This window comes from Dermatobacter hominis (genome assembly GCF_020715685.1).
In the GTDB taxonomy this organism is placed as follows: domain Bacteria; phylum Actinomycetota; class Acidimicrobiia; order Acidimicrobiales; family Microtrichaceae; genus Dermatobacter; species Dermatobacter hominis.
Genome location: NZ_CP085840.1, coordinates 1,178,555 through 1,197,413, shown reverse-complemented (window position 1 = coordinate 1,197,413; position 18,859 = coordinate 1,178,555). Strand labels below are relative to the sequence as shown.

General features: G+C 74.9%; 12 protein-coding genes. 9 read left to right on the top strand and 3 right to left on the bottom strand.

Annotation, left to right across the window (positions count from 1 at the left end):
• Positions 1 to 3: 3 nt before the first annotated feature.
• Positions 4 to 888, top strand: a complete 885-nt coding sequence (imuA', locus tag LH044_RS05560; RefSeq protein WP_227758808.1) for a DnaE2-dependent mutagenesis accessory factor ImuA' — start codon at positions 4 to 6, stop codon at positions 886 to 888.
• A gap of 1 nt (position 889) precedes the next feature.
• A complete protein-coding gene (locus LH044_RS05555; RefSeq protein WP_227758807.1) occupies positions 890 to 2,620 on the top strand; it encodes a DNA polymerase Y family protein in 1,731 nt (576 codons plus the stop codon).
• Between the two features lie 76 nt (positions 2,621 to 2,696).
• Here LH044_RS05555 and LH044_RS05550 read toward each other — a convergent pair whose 3' ends face one another.
• On the bottom strand, positions 2,697 to 3,584 hold the full coding sequence (locus LH044_RS05550; RefSeq protein ID WP_227758806.1) for an SCO6745 family protein: 888 nt from the start codon (positions 3,582 to 3,584) through the stop codon (positions 2,697 to 2,699).
• A gap of 154 nt (positions 3,585 to 3,738) precedes the next feature.
• On the opposite strand from LH044_RS05550, the gene LH044_RS05545 reads away from it, so the two are divergent.
• Together LH044_RS05545 and LH044_RS05540 are read left to right on the top strand one after the other, a co-directional pair.
• Positions 3,739 to 4,458, top strand: a complete 720-nt coding sequence (locus LH044_RS05545) for a response regulator transcription factor (protein ID WP_227758805.1) — start codon at positions 3,739 to 3,741, stop codon at positions 4,456 to 4,458.
• Positions 4,451 to 6,157: a sensor histidine kinase gene (locus LH044_RS05540; protein ID WP_227758804.1), complete on the top strand. Its 1,707-nt coding sequence runs from the start codon at positions 4,451 to 4,453 to the stop codon at positions 6,155 to 6,157. The genes LH044_RS05545 and LH044_RS05540 overlap by 8 nt, the downstream gene beginning before the upstream one ends.
• A gap of 67 nt (positions 6,158 to 6,224) precedes the next feature.
• Here the strand turns inward: LH044_RS05540 and LH044_RS05535 are convergent, their stop codons facing one another.
• Positions 6,225 to 8,444 carry a putative bifunctional diguanylate cyclase/phosphodiesterase gene (locus LH044_RS05535; RefSeq protein ID WP_227758803.1) on the bottom strand — a complete coding sequence of 740 codons (2,220 nt, stop codon included), beginning with the start codon at positions 8,442 to 8,444 and terminating at the stop codon, positions 6,225 to 6,227.
• A 225-nt stretch (positions 8,445 to 8,669) separates the two neighbouring features.
• On the bottom strand, positions 8,670 to 10,553 hold the full coding sequence (locus LH044_RS05530) for a M3 family oligoendopeptidase (RefSeq protein WP_227758802.1): 1,884 nt from the start codon (positions 10,551 to 10,553) through the stop codon (positions 8,670 to 8,672).
• Between the two features lie 33 nt (positions 10,554 to 10,586).
• Here LH044_RS05530 and LH044_RS05525 point away from each other — a divergent pair, with 33 nt between their 5' ends.
• The 5 genes from LH044_RS05525 to LH044_RS05505 all read left to right on the top strand — a co-directional run bounded on the left by LH044_RS05525 (position 10,587) and on the right by LH044_RS05505 (position 18,844).
• Positions 10,587 to 11,318: an alpha-ketoglutarate-dependent dioxygenase AlkB gene (locus LH044_RS05525; protein WP_227758801.1), complete on the top strand. Its 732-nt coding sequence runs from the start codon at positions 10,587 to 10,589 to the stop codon at positions 11,316 to 11,318.
• Between the two features lie 97 nt (positions 11,319 to 11,415).
• Positions 11,416 to 12,717 (top strand): TMEM175 family protein, encoded by a 1,302-nt coding sequence (locus LH044_RS05520; RefSeq protein ID WP_227758800.1) that lies wholly within the window; start codon positions 11,416 to 11,418, stop codon positions 12,715 to 12,717.
• Between the two features lie 142 nt (positions 12,718 to 12,859).
• Positions 12,860 to 16,387, top strand: coding sequence for an error-prone DNA polymerase (locus LH044_RS05515; protein WP_227758799.1), 3,528 nt, complete (start codon positions 12,860 to 12,862; stop codon positions 16,385 to 16,387).
• 96 nt (positions 16,388 to 16,483) lie between these two features.
• Entirely contained in the window at positions 16,484 to 17,221 is a 738-nt protein-coding gene (locus LH044_RS05510; protein WP_227758798.1) for an AIM24 family protein, read from the top strand.
• A 228-nt stretch (positions 17,222 to 17,449) separates the two neighbouring features.
• Positions 17,450 to 18,844, top strand: coding sequence for a M15 family metallopeptidase (locus tag LH044_RS05505; protein ID WP_227758797.1), 1,395 nt, complete (start codon positions 17,450 to 17,452; stop codon positions 18,842 to 18,844).
• Positions 18,845 to 18,859 lie beyond the last annotated feature (15 nt).

Sequence of the window (18,859 nt, the reverse complement as noted above, 5' to 3'; positions counted from 1 at the left end):
GGGATGGCAGCCGGGGAGCCAGCTCACGAACTGACGGTGCTGCGGGGCGAGCGCCCCGACGACGCCGGCGGCCAGGCGGGCGCCGACCGCCGCGATCGTCCCGACCGCCCCGACCGGTCCGACCGGGCGGGGCGCCTGGCCCGGCTGCGGGAGCTGGCCGGTGAGCTGAGCCCGGTCACGCTGGCCGGCGAGCGGCGCCTGCCGGTGCTGCCGGCGCTCGAGGCGGTCCTGCCCGACGGCCTGCGGCGCGGCAGCACCGTGGCGGTGGGCGGCCCCGGTTCGACGGCGCTCCTGCACGCCGTGCTGGCCGGCCCCACCCGCGCCGGCTCGTGGGTGGCGTGCGTGGGCGCGCCCGCCCTGGGCTGGGCCGCGGCGGCCGAGCTGGGCGTGGCGCTGGAGCGGGTCGCCGTCGTCCGCACCGACGAGCGCCGGGCCCCGGCGGTGCTGGCGGCGCTGGTCGACGCGTTCGACCTGGTCGTCGTCGGCCCCGACCACCGGCCCGACCGGACCGAGGTCCGGCGCCTGCTGTCGCGGGCCAAGGAGCGGGGCGCGGTCGTGCTGACGCTCCACGGCTCGGCCGCCGCGGGCGCGCCGCCCCGGGGCGGCGACCGCACGGGGCCCTGGCCGGGGGCCGACGTGCACCTGCGGTGCGGGTCGCCCGCGTGGTCCGGCCCGGGCGACGGGTGGGGTCACCTGCAGGAGCGCCGCGTGACGGTCACGGTCGAGGGCCGGCGGTCCTTCGACCGTCCCCGCCGGGTCGACCTGCTGCTGCCCGGGGCCGACGGGGTGGCGCTGGCCGACGGCGACGCCACCGCCCTGTTCGGCGCCGGCGCCGGCACCGAGGGGGGCGCGGAGGTGGTGCCGCTGGTCCGCCGGCAGGTGGGCTGACGTGGACCCCGACGAGGGCCCGGTCCGCACGCTGGCGGTGTGCTGCGCGGACTGGCCGGTCGTCGCCACCGGCCGCCCGCCGACGCTGCCGGTCGCCGTCGTGTTCGCCAACCGCGTGGTGGCGGCCAGCCCCGCCGCCCGGGCCGAGGGCGTGGTGCCGGGGCTGCGGCGGCGCGAGGCCCAGGCCCGCTGCCCGTCGGTCGAGCTGCACGAGCGCGACGAGTCGCAAGAGGCCCGGGCGTTCGAGCGGGTGCTGATCGCCCTCGAGGACCTGGCCCCCCGCCTCGAGGTCGTGGAGGCGGGCCGGTGCCTGGTCCCCACCCGCGGGCCGTCGCGCTACCACGGGGGCGATCGGGCCCTGGCGGAGAAGGTGGTGCGCGTGGTGCGGACCGCCGGCGCCGACGACGAGGCCGGCGGTCCGGTGCCGTTCGCCGTCGGGGTCGGCATCGCCGACGGGCCCCGGGCGGCGACGCTCGTCGCGGAGGAGGCGCTGCGGCGGGCGGTCGAGCGGGGCGACCCGGCGCCGGTCGTCGTCGGCCCGGGCGCCACCGCGTCGTTCCTGTCGTCGTTGCCGGTGGCGCGCCTGTCGACGCTCGGACGCGAGCCCGAGGAGCTGGTCGACGTGCTGCGGCGGCTGGGCCTGCGCACCCTCGGCCGGTTCGCGGCGCTGCCCGCCCCCGACGTCCTCGCCCGGTTCGGTGCGCTGGGCGCCGACCTGCACCGGCTGGCCTCGGGGCGCGAGCGCCTGCCGCCCGACGTGGCCCCGCCGCCGGTCGACCTGCGCGTGTCGGCCACGCTCGACCCGCCGGTCGACCAGGTCGACCGCGCCGCCTTCACCGCGAAGTCGCTGGCCGACACGTTGCACGACGAGCTGGCCTCCCGCGGCCTGGCCTGCACCCGCGTGCTGGTGGTGGCCGAGACCGAGGTGGGCGACCGGATCGAGCGGTGGTGGCGGGCCGACGGCGCGCTGTCGGCCGCGGCCATCGGCCAGCGGGTGCGGTGGCAGCTCGAGGGCTGGCTCGGCACCGGGCGCAGTCGGAGCCGGTGCACGGGCGGGATCAGCCGGCTGGAGCTGGTGCCCGACGAGGTCCGCCCCGACGAGGGCCTGCAGCTCGGGTTCTGGGGCGGCACGAGCGAGGCGGGGGAGCGTGCGCTGCGGGCCCTGGCCCGGGTCCAGGCGCTGGTCGGCGCCGACGGGGTGCTCGTGCCCGAGTGGCAGGGCGGGCGGTCGCCGGGCGAGCAGTACCGGCTGGTGCCCCTCGACGCCGTCGACCTGTCGGCGCGGGCCGAGCGCGGCCCCGAGCCCTGGCCCGGGGCGCTCCCGTCGCCGTCGCCGGCGGTGGTGTGGCCCCGGCCCCGGCCGGTCGAGGTCCTGGACGCCGAGGGCCGGCGGGTGGCAGTGGGCGGCCGCGGCCTGATCTCGGCGCCCCCGGCCCGGGTGCACCTGGGCCGTCCTGTCGATGACGGGAGCGGCGACGGGACCGGCCGTGCCGGCGACGGGACCGGCCGTGCCGGCGACGGGACAGTGCGCGTGCGGGCGTGGGCCGGGCCGTGGTGCGTCGACGAGCGGTGGTGGGACGCGGTCGGGCACCGTCGCCGCGCGCGGCTGCAGGTCGTGCTCGAACCCGACGGCGGCGCCGAGCCGGCGCGGGCCGGTCACCCGAGCACCGGTGCGGCCCACCTCCTCACGCTCGAGGACGGGCGCTGGTGGCTCGAGGCCACCTACGACTGACCGCTCGCCCCGCGATCGGCCCTCACCCACGCTCGGCCCTCCCTCAGCCGAGCGCGCGAGCGCAGGCGCGAGGGGTTCAGGCGAAGTCGGTGTCGCGGATGCGGGAGCCGGGCTGGTAGTTCTCGCCGGCGGTGAGGTCGACCCGCTCGAGCAGCCGCTCACACGGCGGCTCGAGGTCCTCGGCGAACTGCAGCGACCGGTGCACGCCGAGCAGCTCCCACGGCGTGGTCGTCAGCGCGTCGGTGCGCTCCTCGATGTCGCGCCGCAGGGCGATGCCCTGGTCGGTCACCCGGCGCTCGCCGTCGTCGCCGACCTCGACGAGGCCCTTCTCGGCCAGCCCGTCCCAGGCTGCGGCGATCTCCTCGGGCGAGCTGCCCCGGGACGTCGGGAGCCAGTCGCTCTCGTAGCGGAGCCAGGCGTTGTGCAGCACCGACGCCTCGACGCCGGTCAGGCCCGCGGCGACCACCGCCGCCCAGTGGGTGTCGCCCCGCCACTCGCGGAGGCAGTTCACGGCGTGCCAGCCCGACAGCACCGGGTCATCGGGGCGCGGCATGCGGAGGTGGGCGGCGGCGAGCACCCGGCCGACCATCGGGAGCCGCTCGACGACCGCCCAGAGGTGCGGGCCGAGCTCGGCGAGCGGGTCGAGGATGTCGGGCGCGTACGCCGTCAGCCCCTCGAGCACGGCCTCGTCGCGGGCCTCCCAGCACCGCGCCGGACCGTCGGGACCGGCGAGGTCCAGCGCCATGGCGATGCCGATCGGGCTGATCGAGCCGAAGGCGGCCGTCACCGCATCGGGGCCGGCCGGGGCGAGCGGGGCCGAGCGGGCGGCGATGTAGCCGAGCGGGCCCGGCAGGCCGATCGCCTCGTAGCGGGCCACCGCACCCGGGTCCCAGAAGATCCAACCGATGGTGGTCTGGACGGAGCGGGCGTTGCGGCGGGCGATGGCGATCCAGTTCGGTTCCACGGCGGTCGTTCGTACCACCCCACGGCGCGCCGGGTCGCGAGAGCGGTCACAGGATCTCGCCACGTCGGGCACCCGACGCGTCGGTCGACCTGAGAAACTGTTGCGAGACACGCGCCGGGAGACGGCTCCCGGCCGTGAGAGGGAGGTTCCGTCCGTGACCGCAGCCGAGGAGACCGCAGCGACCGAGCCGCAGGGGCGGGTCCTGATCGTCGAGGACGAGGTGGCGCTGGCCGACGGCGTGGCCCGCGGCCTCACGGCCGAGGGCTTCGAGGTCGACGTCGTCCACGACGGCATCTCCGGCCTGGAGACGGCGCGGTCCGAGGACATCGACGTGATCGTCCTCGACATCATGCTCCCCGGCATGAACGGCTACCGGGTGTGCCGCACGCTGCGCGAGGAGGGCGTCGGCACGCCGATCCTCATGCTGACCGCCAAGCAGGGCGAGTACGACGAGGCCGAGGCCCTCGACACCGGCGCCGACGACTTCCTGTCCAAGCCGTTCTCGTTCGTCGTGCTCGTCGCCCGCATCCGCGCGCTCCTGCGCCGCTCCGCCGACGGCCGGGCCCAGCCCCTCGTGATCGGCGACCTCGTGCTCGACCCGCTGGCCCGCACCTGCCGCCGCGGCGACCAGGACATCTCGCTCACCACCCGGGAGTACGAGCTGCTCGAGGCGCTCATGCGCAAGCCCGGCCAGGTCGTGTCCAAGCAGGACCTGCTGGAGCGGGTGTGGGGCGCCGACTTCGAGGGCGACCCGAACGTGGTCGAGGTCTACGTCGGCTACCTCCGCCGCAAGATCGACCGGCCGTTCGACCGCAGCGACATCGAGACCGTGCGCGGCGTCGGCTATCGGATCGGCACCGGAGCCGATGCCTGAGGCGCCGGAGCCCCCTGCGTCCCCGCCCGGCCCCTCGGCGACCGGGCCCGCCGCCGGCACCGCCGATCCCGTCGCGGGCCCGGCCCCCGACGACACGAGTGCCGCCGCCGGCGTCGCCGACGAACCCGCGACCCGCACCCGCATGCGGACCCGGGTCGCGCACTCGGTCCGCTTCCGCCTGACCGTCGCCGTGGTGCTCGTGGTCGGCCTGTCGCTGCTCGGCGGCGGCACGCTGCTCACCAAGTGGGTCGAGTCGACGCTGACCAACGACCTGCGGACCCGCAACGAGCGGATCGTCGCGTCGATGGCCGAGATGATGAACCGGGGCAAGGTGCCGACCGAGCTGTTCGACACCCCGTCGCAGCTCGAGGGCGAGTTCAACGACCAGATGATGTCGGACTCGTTGATCAGCCGGGCCCGCGATCTCGAGCAGGTCATCTCCTCGACGTACTTCTACCTGGACGGCGCCGCCTTCTCGCAGATGAAGGTCAAGGGCGTCGACGACCAGAACCGCCTCGTGCTGTTCGGCCGCGTCGGCCCGGCGCTGCCCGATGCCGACGACGCGGTCGAGGTGACCCAGACGGTGCGGACGCAGTGGGGCGACCTCACCATCCACGCGGTGTCGCCGCTCGACGAGATCGACCGGTCGGTCGGGGCGCTGCGGGCCGCGCTGTGGCTCGGACTGCCGCTGCTCGTGCTGTGCGCGGGCGCCATGACGTGGATCATCACCGGCCAGGCCCTCGCGCCGGTGGGCGCGATCACGCGCCGGGTGCGCGACCTCAGCGGCACCAACCTGGACGCCCGCGTCCCGGTCCCACCCACCGAGGACGAGATCGCCCTGCTCGCCGTGACGATGAACGACATGCTCGACCGGCTCGAGAAGGCGTCGGTCAAGCAGCGCCAGTTCATCTCCGACGCCAGCCACGAGCTCCGCTCCCCGGTCGCCTCGATCCGCACCCAGCTCGAGACGGCGCTCCGCTACCCCGACGACGTCGACTGGGCCGACGTCGCCCGCACCGTCCTGGCCGAGGACGACCGGCTCGACCACCTGGTCGGCAACCTGCTCGCCATGGCCCGGCTCGAGGAGGGCCGCTTCGGCCCCCGCTCCGACGTCGACCTCGACGAGCTGGTGATGGGCCAGAAGCAGCGGCTCTCCGGCCTGCAGCTCGACCTGTCCGGCGTGTCGGCCGGGCGGGTGTGGGGCAACCGCGACGAGCTCACCAGCGTGGTGCGCAACCTGCTCGACAACGCCGCCCGCCACTGCACGTCGAGCGTCGCGGTGACCGTCCAGGAGGAGGGCCCGTGGGTCGTCCTCACGGTCGGCGACGACGGCTCGGGCGTGCCGCCCGAGGACCGACAGCAGATCTTCGAGCGCTTCTCCCGCCTGCAGGAGGGCCGGGCCCGTGACGAGGGCGGCACGGGCCTCGGGCTCGCACTCACGAAGCGGATCGTCGAGCACCACGGCGGTCGGATCCACGTGGAGGACGGCGACCTGGGCGGCGCCCGGTTCGTCGTCTCGCTCCCGTCGGCGAACTGGACGGGCGCGGCGGACCCGGCGGTCGACGAGGTCGACGGCACCCCCGACGAGACCACCGGGGCCGACGCGGTCACACCCGACGCCGGCGCGGCGCCACCCGGGGCCGACTCGGTGCCGCCGGACGTGGTCGCCGCGGCGCACCCCGACGACCGGTCCGGCTAGGGCGGCGACACCCGATCGTGCGCTCGGGCCGCCGCCCGAGGCGCCGGGCCGCCGTGGGATCCCGGGCTCAGCGCCGGCCGGCGACCGCGTCGTCGAGGTCGGGCGCCACGCCGCCGTGCTCGGTGAGGAAGCGCTCGAAGGCGACCCGCGGCATGGGCGGGGCGTAGAGGAAGCCCTGCACCAGGTCGCAGCCGGCCTCGGACAGGAACGTGCGCTGCCCGTCGGTCTCGACGCCCTCGGCCACCGCCACGATGCCCAGGTTGTGCGCCAGCGTCAGGATCGCCCGGGTGATCGTGCCCGAGCGGTCGTCGCGCAGGTCGCCGACGAAGCGCCGGTCGATCTTCAGCGTGTGGAACGGCAGCGTGTGCAGGTATGACAGCGACGAGTAGCCCGTGCCGAAGTCGTCGAGGGCGATCAGGAACCCCAGGTCGTCGAGCAGCTCGAGCCGGGCGGCCGCGGCGCGGAGGTCCTGGACGAGCAGGCTCTCGGTGATCTCGAGCTCCAGCTGCGACGGCGACACGCCCTCGTCGGCCAGCGTGGCGGCGAGCCGCTCGGTGAAGTCGCGCTGCTCGAACTCGGTGGGGGAGATGTTGACCGCGATGCGGGCCCGCGGCGGCAGGATGCGGTCCCGGCTCCAACCGGCCACGTCGCGCGCCACGGTCGACAGGACGAGGTCGCTCACCGCGCTGATCGCGCCGGTGGCCTCGGCGGTCGGGATGAACACCGACGGCGGGATCGGCCCCTCCTCGGGGTGGTGCCAGCGCACGAGCGCCTCGGCCATGGCGATCGAGCCGGTGCGCAGGTCGATGATGGGCTGGTAGTGCACCTCGAGCTGGCGGGCGGCCGCGGCACGCCGCAGGTCCCGGTCGAGCGCCAGCCCGGTGCGGGTGGCGGCGTCGAGCGCGGGCTCGTAGAAGCGCAGCCGGTTCCGGCCCTCGAGCCGGCCCGTGGTGAGGGCGCGCTCGGCGGCGGCCAGCAGGCGCTCGGCCTCGGTCGCGTCGACGGGCGAGCGGGCGACGCCGATCGAGGCGGTCAGCCGGATCTCCAGCCCGTCGACCGTGATCGGCGGCTGCAGCCGGCGCTGCACCTCCTCGGCCACTCGGCGCAGCTCGACGTCGAACGCCAGGCTCGGGCCCGAGCCGACGACGATGATCAGGAACTCGTCGACGCCGACGCGGCCGATGTGGAGCCGGCCGCCCTCGGGGTGGCGGTCGGACAGGTCGCGGACGCGGTCGGCCATCTGGACGAGCACGACGTCGCCGACGGTGGGGCCGAAGGTCTCGTTGACCATCCGGAAGTTGTCGAGGTCGACGTGCAGCACGCCGACCCGGACGGGCTCGTCGCCCTCGCCGGCCAGCGACGCGGCGAGGTGGGCGTACGTCGAGCGCCGGGTCCCGAGCCCCGTGAGCTCGTCGGTGTCGCGGAGCGAGTCGATCCGCTGCGCCAGGCCGACCTCGCCGGTCAGGTCCTCGAGCACGACCACCGCGCCACCGGGCACGGGGTGCGCCGACATGCGGGTGTGGGTGCGCTCGGTGCGGCTGAGCGCGGTGCTCCACACCGGTCCGATGGCGGGTTGTCCGGTGCGCAGGCAGATCACCCCTGCGGACTCCTCGGGCGTCGTGGCCCGGTCGCCGTCGGCACGGAAGACCCACGGCGGGTCGAACACCGAGCGGTGGCGGACCTGGGCCTGGGTGCGGCCGACGAGCCGGCAGAAGGCGTCGTTGACCTGGTCGATGCGGCCCGACGGGTCGACGACGGCGATGCCGTCGCGCAGCGCCTGGATCGTCCGGCGGAACCGCTCGGCGCCCGCGTCCGCCGACGGCGGCTCGCCGGCCTCGGCGGTGGCGTCGGCGTCGGTGGGCTCGGCCACCGAACGGGACGAGATCGTGACCACGTCGGTCTGGACGGTGCGGTGCCGTCCGACGTCGAGGTCGGTGGTGACGGCGTGGCCGTGGCGGGTGGACAGGCCGACGCGCACGTGGTGCCGGCGGTCGCCGTCGACGTGGTCGAGGAGGAGCCGCCAGCCCTCGACGGTCAGGGCCGGGTCGACCATGGTGAGGAACGAGGCGCCGACGAGCTCGTCGGGCCGGGCGCCCACGGCGGTGGCCCCGGCGCGGTTGACCGCCAGCACGGTCCCGTCCTCGGGGGCGAGCGCCCAGACGCCCTGGTCGAGCTGGTCGAGCAGCACCGCCGACAGGTCCGTGGGGACGGCCAGCGGCGTGGCCGACGACGGCTCGGACGGACCGACGAACGGCGACGGTTCAGCGGGCGACGGATCTGCCGGCAACGAGGAGGGCTCCTGCAGGGTGCGGCGAGCCGGAACCTCCGGATCGCCGTTGGCGACCAACCCTACGGTCGCACCGCGGCCGATCGGTGGACCGTCGGGCACCCTGCTGTCACCCTCCGGGCGCGGTCCGTCTCGCCCTCCGGCGGGGTCCCGGCTCACCCTCCGGCGGGGTCCCGGCTCACCCTCCGGCGGGCCCGGACCGGGGAGGTCCGCCGGCGTCGCGCCTCAGAGCCGGCCGGCGGCGCGTGCGGCGGCCTCGGCTGCCTCGAGCTGGCCCTCGACGATGGCGAGCCCGGCGTCCCAGAACCCGGGGTCCTCGAGGTCGCAGTCGACGATCCGGCCGAGCTCCGCGGGCTCGAGCGACCCGCCCGCCGACAGCAGCTCCAGGTACGACGGGACGAACGACGCCCCTCGTTCCTGGTAGCGGGCGTACACCGACAGCGCGAGCAGCTGGCCGTACGCGTAGGCGTACACGTAGCCCGGCGTGCCGATGAAGTGCGGGATGTAGCTCCACCAGGTCCGATAGCCCTCGGTGATCTCGACCGAGTCGCCGAGCATCGATTCCTGCGACCCGGCCCACAGCTCGCCGAAGCGCTCGACGGACAGCTCGCCCTCGTCGCGGCGGGCGGTGTGGACCGCGTCCTCGAACCGGTTCATCGCCACCTGGCGGAACACCGTGGCGATCGAGTCCTCGAGCGTCGAGGCCAGCAGCGCGAACCGCTCGTTCGGGTCGTCGAGCCGGGCGAGCAGGGCGTTGTTGGTGACCGTCTCGCCGAACACCGACGCCGTCTCGGCGAGCGTCAGGGGCGTCGACTGGTGGAAGACGCCCTGGCCGCGGGACAGGTAGGCGTGGAGCCCGTGGCCGAGCTCGTGGGCGAGCGTCAGCACGTCGCGGTTGCGGCTCGTCCAGTTGAGGAGCAGGTAGGGGTGGTGCGAGGGGACCGTGTAGGCGCAGAACGCGCCCGGGCGCTTGCCCGGCCGGACCGGCGCGTCGATCCAGCCCTGGTCGTAGAACCGCTGGACGATCTCGGCGAGCTCGGGCGAGAAGCTGGCGTACGCCTCGTGGACGAGCGACGACGCCTCGCGCCAGCCGATCTCGGACTCGTCGGTGGCGACCGACGCCATGCGGTCGTAGTCGGCCAGCCGGTCGAGCCCGAGCACCTGCGCCTTGAGGCGGTACCAGCGCTGCGCGATGTCGTAGCGGGCCACGACGGCGTCGACGAGCGCCTGCACCGAGTCGTCGGTGGCCTCGTTCGACAGGTTCCGCGACGAGATCCAGCTGGGGTAGCGCCGCAGCCGGTCGTCGGTGGACTTGTCGAGCAGCAGCGTGTTGAAGACGAACGCCCGCGTGCGCAGGCCGGGGGCGAGCCCCTCGGTCACGGCGGCGGCCGCCTGCTGTCGGACCCCGCGGTCGGGGTGCTGCAGCAGCGACAGGCCCTGCTCGAGGCCGACGGTGGTCACGCCGGTGGGGTCCGCGTCCTCCCCCCGCTCCTGGCTGCCGAGGCCGGCGGGGAGCTCGATGGTGATCGCGGACGTCAGCTCGTCGAACAGGCGTACCCACGCCCCGGCGCCCGAGACGGACTTCTCGGTGAGCAGCACCTCCTCGGGCTCGCTCAGCAGGTGGTCGCGGTAGCGGCGGGCGGAGCGCAGGTGGTGCGCGCAGAAGTCGAGCACCGGGTCGGCGAGGAGCTCCTCCACCCGCTCGTCGGGCAGGGCGGCCCACTCGATCTCGAAGAACACGAGCTTCGAGGCGATCGCCGTGCCCCGCTCCTGCACCTTCATCATCAGCGCGCCGCGCTCGGGGTCCTGGGTGTCCTCGGAGAAGCGGAGCATGGCGTAGTAGCCGGCCCGGCCCTGCAGCTCCTCGAGCTCGGCCGAGCGGTGCATGGCGTCGGCGAGCGCCGAGGCGCTGAGCTCGCCGATGGTGCCGCGCAGGTTGGCCAGCTCGTCGGCCAGGACGTCGGACCGGTCGAGCAGGTCGTCGACGGTCGTGCCGTCGAGCAGCGGCTCGAGGTCCCAGGCCACCTCGGCCGCGGTCAGGTCGGCGTCGGGCGGGGTGCCGCCCTCGTCGGTGGTCGTGCCGGCGTCGTTCGGTGTGGTCGCGCTCACGGATCGTCAGGCTAGGGGGGTACGGTCCGATCCGTGGACGCACCCGCTCCCGCCACCCGCTCCGACGCCGGTCCCGACGCCCCCTCCGAGGGCGCCGCGGCCGGCGAGCGCTGGCTCGCCCCCGACGCCGAGGTCGAGCGGATCGACCTCGGCCGCGGCTCGTGGGTCGACGTGGTGCGGGGGCTCGTGCCCCGGGCCCAGCAGGTCCACGACGAGCTGCTCGTCACGGTGCGCTGGCAGCAGTCCCGGGTGTACCGGTACGAGCGCTATGTCGACGAGCCCCGGATGGGCGGTGGCCAGTCGGGTGCGAACCGCCACCCCGCCCTCGTCGAGGTGTCCGACTGGCTGTCGGACCGCTACCGGGTGCCGTTCGACGCCGTCGCCATGGCCCGGTACCGCCACGCCGCCGACAGCGTCGGGTTCCACCGGGACCGGGAGATGCGCTGGCTCGAGGACACGGTGATCGGCGTCCTCAGCCTCGGCGCCCAGCGCTCGTTCATGCTCCGGCCGATCGGCGAGCGCCGCACCGCGCACGACGACGACATGGTCGCCGACACCGGCCGCACGTTCGACCTGTTCCCGGCCGGCGGCGACCTCATCGTGATGGGCGGCCGGTGCCAGGCCGACTGGCTGCACGCGGTGCCCAAGGTGCAGGGCGGCGTCGCCGTCGGCGACCGGATCTCGGCGCAGTACCGCTGGACGTCCCGCAAGGGGAAGCCCGACATCCAGCCCGGGTTCCGGGCGCCCCGCTTCTACAGCCGCTGACGCACCGCGCCGGTCGGCGCAGGCGCGGATTCCCCCGGGATCGCGGCCCGGAACGCTGGAGGGCGGGGGTCGGGCGGCCGATCAGAGGTGGATGGCGATGACCGCCACCTCCCCGAGCGGCGACCGGACGCTGGTGCGCTACGACATGACGCGCCTCCGCGGCGTCAGCGACTGCGTGTTCGCGGTGGCCATCACGATCCAGGCCGTCGTCGCCGCGATCCCCGCCGCCGACGCGACCCGGCACGAGGTCGAGCGGTTCCTGACCGCCGAGGCCGCGGGCTACGCCGCGTACGTCGGCAGCTTCGTGCTCGTCGGCTACGTCTGGCTGCAGCACCACCGGATCTTCGGCCTGCTGCGCCGTGTCGACGGCTGGACGGTGTTCGCCAACTTCGCGCTGCTGTTCTGCGTCGTGGTCCTGCCGTTCCTCGGCCGGCTCAGCGGCGACTTCCGGTCGCTCAACGTCCCGCACGTGCTGCTCGGCCTCGACGTCGCGGTGATCGGCGGGCTGCTCGCGGCGATCATCGCCCGGAGCCGGGCCCGGGGGGCGTTCGCCGAGGTGGTCCCGCCTCGTGCCGTGACGATCCTCCTGTGGCGCTGCGTCGTGCTCACCGGCTCGTTCCTCGTGGCCGGGGCGCTGTCGCTGCTGCAGCCGGGGTTGATGGGGCTCGGCTGGCCGCTCCTGCTGGTCGGGTCGCTCGTCGTGCGCCGCCAGCTGGGCCGGATCGACGAGGCCGACGTCGGCTCGCTCGACGACGACGTGCGGGTCGACGACGACGAGGCACCGTCGGTCGGGTCCTCGGGGCGCCAGCTGCAGTCGCTGGCCCGCATCACCGGGTTCAGCGACAACGTCTACGCGTTCGCCATGACGGTCGTGGTCATCCAGCTCCGCGTGCCGGCTCGGACCGGCATCACGTCAAACGTCGACCTGCTCGAGGCCCTGCACCGCGACGTCCTGCCGCTCGTGACCGGCTACCTGCTCGGCTTCGTGGTCATCTCGTTGTTCTGGATCGCGCACTGCCGGTACTTCCTGGTCATCACGCGCCACGGCGCGTCGCTGCCGGCGTACAACCTGATGCACCTGATGGCCCTGGCGTCGCTGCCGTTCGCCAGTCTGCTGTTCTCCGACTTCCTCATCCCGGCCACGGCCGTCGTGTACTCGGTGATCGCCGGGCTGACCGCGCTCGGGCTCTCGGCGCTGTTCCTGTACGCGGCGCGTCAGGACCTGCTCAGCGACGCGCTCACCCCCGACGAGCGGGCTCGGGCCCTGCGCTCGGCGTGGGCCATGCCCGCGACGTTCCTCGTGTCGATCCCCGTCGCGGCCGTCGCGCCGGGCCTGGCGGGCGTGGTGTGGGTGCTGGCCGGCTTCACCAACCGCCGGCTGGTCCGCGGCCACCGCTGACGGCCAGGCCGGAGGCGCCGCCGACGGTCCCGCTCCCGCCGCTTTGTTCCACCGCATCGACGCTGGAACGTCGATCCGGTGGAACAGAGCGGGTCGGGGGAGCGCCCTCGCCGGTCGAACGTGTGTTCGATAGCCTGCGGACGTGGGCTTCAACAACCCCGACGTCCCCTGGTCCGAGATCGAGCGCCGCCTCTCGGACCGCGGCTCGGCAAGTGACTGGTGGGCGGACGACCCGATGGCCCGTCGGCACCGCGAGCCCGCGCACCCGGGCGACGGCGGCGACAGCCCGGCCTGGTCGCGCCACCGCGAGGAGTACCGGGCGCCCGCCGACCTCGGCCGTGGTGCCCGGGAGGGCGGCGAGCGGGTCCCGTACGCGGAGCTGCACTGCCACTCGGCGTTCTCGTTCCTCGACGGCGCGTCCCAGCCCGAGGTGCTGGCCGAGGAGGCGGCCCGCCTGGGGCTCGACGCGCTGGCGATCACCGACCACCACGGCTTCTACGGCGTCGTCCGCTTCTCGCAGGCGGCCCGGGCGCTCGGCCTGCCGACGGTGTTCGGGGCCGAGCTGACGCTCAACGCCCCCGAGGCCCGGCCCGGCCCGGCCGACCCGTCCGGGCGGCACCTCTTGGTCCTGGCCCGGGACACCGTCGGCTACGCCCGGCTGGCGTCGCTCCTGTCGCAGGCGCAGATGGCGGGGGAGAAGGGCCGGCCGCAGGTCTCGTTCGCCGATCTGGCCGAGGCGGCCTCGGGTCGGGCCCGCGGCCACTGGGCGGTGCTGACCGGCTGCCGCAAGGGCACGGTCCCCGCCGCGCTCGTCGACGACGGCCCGGCCTCGGCGGAGCGCGAGCTGCGCAGCCTGGTGGCGGCGTTCGGGGCCGAGCACACCTTCGTGGAGCTGTGGGACCACGGCCAGCCGCTCGACTCGGCCCGCAACGACGCGCTGGCCGAGCTGGCCGTGCGGGCGGGGGTGCAGCCGATCGCCACCAACAACGTCCACCACGCCACGCCCGCCGAGCGCGACCTGGCCGCGGCGCTGGCCGCGGTGCGGGCCCGGCGCAGCCTGGACGAGCTCGACGCCTGGCTGCCCGCCGGCGGCCAGGCCCACCTGCGCTCGGGCGCCGAGCAGGCCCGGCGCTTCGCCCGCTACCCGGGCGTGGTCGGGGCGGCCGCCGAGCTCGGCCGCTCCTGCGCGTTCGACCTGCGCCTGGTCGCCCCCGAGCTGCCGCCCTACCCCTGCCCGCCCGACCCCGACGACCCGACCGGCGCCCCCATGACCGAGGCCCGCTTCCTGCGCCACCTCGTCGAGGAGGGCGCCACCCGCCGCTACGGGTCCCGCCGGGCCGAGGACGTGCCCGGCGCGTGGGCGCAGATCGACCGGGAGCTCGACCTCATCGAGGCGCTCGGGTTCCCCGGCTACTTCCTGATCGTGTGGGACATCGTCGAGTTCTGCCGGCGCGCCGACATCCTCTGCCAGGGCCGGGGCTCGGCGGCCAACTCGGCGGTGTGCTTCTCGCTCGGGGTCACCAAGGCCGACGCCGTCCGCCTCGGCCTGCTGTTCGAGCGGTTCCTGTCGCCCGAGCGCGACGGCCCGCCCGACATCGACCTGGACATCGAGTCCGGCCGCCGGGAGGAGGTCATCCAGTACGTCTACGACCGCTACGGCCGCTCCCACACCGCCCAGGTCGCCAACGTCATCACGTACCGGTCGCGCTCGGCGGTGCGCGACGCCGCCAAGGCGCTGGGCTTCGCCGCCGGCCAGCAGGACGCCTGGTCCAAGGAGCTCGACCGCTGGGGCGGGGTGCCGTCGCCGGGCGGGAGTGGTGTCGATGGGGGAGCCGCCGAGCGCGACGTGTCGATCCCCGGACCGGTGCTGGCGCTGGCCGAGCGGTTCCAGGACCTGCCCCGGCACCTGGGCATCCACTCGGGCGGCATGGTGATCTGCGACCGGCCGGTCGTCGAGGTGTGCCCCACCGAGTGGGCCCGCATGGAGAACCGCTCGGTGCTCCAGTGGGACAAGGACGACTGCGCGGCGGCCGGCCTGGTGAAGTTCGACCTGCTCGGGCTGGGCATGCTCAGCGCGCTGCACGGCTGCCTGGACCTGCTCCGGGACCACCAGGGGATCGAGGTGGACCTGGCCGCGATCCCGCAGGAGGACGCGGTCTACGACATGTTGTGCCGTGCCGATTCGGTCGGCGTGTTCCAGGTGGAGTCACGGGCGCAGATGGCCACGCTGCCCCGCCTGCGACCCCGCTGCTTCTACGACCTGGTGGTGGAGGTGGCGCTCATCCGCCCGGGTCCGATCCAGGGCGGGTCGGTGCACCCGTACATCCGGCGCCGCAAGGGCGAGGAGCCGATCACGTACCTGCACCCGCTGCTCGAGCCCGCGCTCACCAAGACCCTCGGCGTGCCGCTGTTCCAGGAGCAGCTCATGCAGATGGCGATCGACGTGGCCGGCTTCAGCCCGTCCGAGGCCGACCAGCTCCGCCAGGCCATGGCGTCCAAGCGGTCGCAGCGGCGCATGGCCGAGCTGCGCCAGCGGTTCTTCGACGGGCTCGCGGTCAACGACATCACCGGCGACACCGCGGTGGCGGTGTGGGAGAAGCTCGCCGCCTTCGCCAACTACGGCTTCCCCGAGTCGCACTCGGTGAGCTTCGCCTACCTCGTGTACGCGTCGTCGTGGCTGAAGTACCACCACCCGGCCGCGTTCTGCGCCGCGCTGCTCAACGCGCAGCCGATGGGCTTCTACTCGCCGCAGTCGCTCACCCAGGACGCCGTCCACCACGGCGTCGAGGTCCGCACCCCCGACCTCAACGCCTCGGCCGCCGACGCCACCCTCGAGCCGCCCGCTTCGTTCCCAGAACCTGGGGCGAACACCCCAGGATCTGGGAACAGAGCGGGCGGGGATGGTGGTGGGGCCCGCGAGCGGGACGACGGGGACCCGGCCACCTGGGGGCGGGGCGGGCCGGCGGTGCGGCTGGGCATCTCGTCGGTGCGGGGCATCGGCGACGACCTGGCGGCCGAGATCGCCGAGGGCCGCCCGTACGCCGACGTCGGCGACCTGGCCCGGCGGGTCCGGCTCAGCACGGCGCAGATGGAGGCGATGGCCACCGCCGGCGCGTTCGGCTGCTTCGACGGGTCCGACGGCCGGCCCCTCGACCGGCGCCGGGCCATCTGGACCGCCGGGGCCGCGGCGCGGGCGGGCGCCGACCGGCTCCCCGGTGTGGTCGTCGGGATGGAGGCGCCGCGGCTGCCGGGCATGGACGAGTGGGAGGAGTCCGTCGCCGACCTGTGGTCCACCGGCGTGTCGCCGGGCGGCCACCCCACGCGCTTCCTCCGGGAGCGCCTCGACGGCGAGGGGGTGCTGCCGGCCACCGCGCTGCGCGACGAGCGCGACGGCACGATCGTGCGCGTCGCCGGCGTCGTCACGCACCGCCAGCGCCCGGCGACGGCGTCGGGCGTGACCTTCCTCAACCTCGAGGACGAGACCGGGCTCATCAACATCGTGTGCTCGATCGGGTGCTGGACGCGATTCCGCACGGTCCTGCGCTCGGCCGCCGCACTGGTCGTCCGGGGCAAGCTCGAGCGCAGCCCCGACGGGGTCGTCAACGTGGTCGCCCACCACGTCTCGCCGCTGCAGGTCGCGGTCGGCACGCCGTCGCGCGACTTCCGCTGAACCCGTCCCGGACACGCACCGGTCGACCGACCTGCGCCGCTACCGTGGCGATGGGAAGACGCCCGCCACCCACTCGTGCGCACAGGAGACCCACCCATGCCCATCCACGGTTCGCTCTTCACCGAGTACGCGGAGACCACCGGCCAGGATCCGTTCACGCTCCAGAACAAGAAGATGCTGAAGATCCAGATGCAGTACGGGCCGGTGAACGCCAAGCTCGGCTCGATGGTCGCCTACCAGGGCGACGTCCGGTTCACGAACACCGGTTCCGGCGGCCTCAACAAGATGCTCAAGTCCAAGCTGACCGGCGAGGGCGTGAACATGATGGTCGCCGAGGGCACCGGCGAGCTCTTCGTCGCCGACCTCGCCTCGGAGATCCAGCTCTTCTACCTGGAGAACGACATGGTCTCCGTGAACGGCAACAACGTGCTGGCGTTCTCGTCGTCGATCGAGTGGGACATCCACCGGGTCAACGCCGGGCGGGCCTCGATGATGGCGGGCGGCATGTTCAACGTGAGCCTCCGCGGGACCGGCTACGTGGCGGTGACCACCAAGGGCGACCCGGTGTGCCTCGACGTGTCCGGCGCGCCGACCTACGCGGACGCCGAGGCGGTCGTGCTGTGGACCTCCGGCGTCAGCATGGACGTCCGGGTCGACACCGGTGGCCTCAAGTCCATGCTGCGGGGCGGCACGGGCGAGCTCGTCCAGATGGCCTTCGGCGGCCAGGGCTACGTGATGGTCCAGCCCTCCGAGTCGGTCGTCGAGGGCGGCGCCCAGCAGAACGCCCAGCAGTCCTCGGGCGGCGGCATGCTCGGCAACCTGCTGGGCGGCTGATCCCGCGCCGCGCCGACACGCTCCCAGCCTCCCGGCCGGTGGGCCAGCCCATGCCTCCCGGCCGGTGGGCCAGCCCATGCCTCTCGGCCGGTGGGCCAGCCCATGCCTCTCGGCCGGCGGGCCAGGGGCGGGTGGGTTGGTGACCGTTGACCGCCTCGCGTTCTTCAACGCGCCCGTCGATCTGCCGATGGTGTCAACGTGGCCGTCCTTCGCGTCGTTGATCAACCCGTGGTCCGCCGCGGGGAGCGAAGGGGTGCCGGCGGTCGATCCGCCCGCCGGGGCCTGGCCGCGGCCGTCCTGACGACGTTCCTGCCGGTGCTCGTCGCCGTGGCGCTGCTGCCCGGCGCCGCCGACGCCTCCGGCGGCAGCGGGGCCAAGGGCACCGGGCCGACGACGACCGCGCCCGCCGCCGGGGCGACCACCGCTCCGCCCACGACCGCGCCGGCGCCCACGACCGCGCCCGCCGCCGAGTCCACGGACGTCCTGACCGCGAACCGCGACCAGGTCCTCGCCGAGGTGGCCACCTTCGACGCCCGCATCCGGACCGCGGAGACCGCCGCGGTCGAGGCCCAGGCCCGCGTCGACGCCGCCGGCGCCGCGGCCACGACCGCCCAGGCCAAGGCCGACGAGGCGGCCCGCAGCGCCGAGGAGGCCGCCGACCAGGTCCGCTCGTACGCCGTCGAGGCGTTCGTCCGGCCGCCGGCGCAGGACGCGCTGAGCACGATGTCGATCCAGGAGACGAAGGACGCCGCCTACGCGACCGACGTGCTCGAGATCGTGGCCGATCGCCGTCGTCGCGTCGTCGACACGATGGTCGCCGCCAAGGCCGTCGCCGAGCACGACCGGGCCGTCGCCGACGCCGCCGCCCGTGACGCCCAGGCGCAGGTCGACCGGGCCGAGGAGCAGGTGGCGTCGCTGCGCTCCGCCCGGGCCGCCCAGGCCCGCCTCGCCTCGCAGCTCGACGACCGGCTGGACCAGAAGCTGGCCGAGGCCGCCGCGCTCAGATCGGTCGACTCGGCCGCCGCCAAGGACCTGACCGCCCAGGAGGTCGCGCTGCGCTCGAGCGGCCCCGCGTCCTCGTCGTCACCGGCCACGACCACGCCCACGACCCCCACCCGTCCGTCGCCCGGGACGACCACGCCGCCGAGGGCCCCGACCACCACCGTCAAGCCGCCGACGAAGCCGCCGACGACCACTCCGCCGCCGGTCAACGTGCCGCCGCTCGCCTCCTGGTCCGACATGACCAAGGCCGGGGGAATCTGGGTGCACAAGTCGATCGCCGGGCAGGTCTCCGCGCTGATCGCCGCGGCGCGGGCCGCCGGCATCAACCTCAGCGGCGGCGGCTTCCGCGACCCGTCCGAGCAGATCGCCCTGCGCCGCGCCCACTGCGGCACGTCGGACTACGCGATCTACCAGATGCCCGCGTCGCAGTGCACCCCGCCGACCGCGCGCCCCGGCACGTCGATGCACGAGCGCGGCCTGGCCATGGACCTGCAGTCCAACGGCCGCCTGATCACCTCTCGGTCGGACCCGGCGTTCATCTGGCTCGCCGCCAACGCACCCCGCTACGGCTTCTACAACCTGCCGTCGGAGCCCTGGCACTGGAGCACGAACGGCAACTGACGCCGTCCGTGCCCG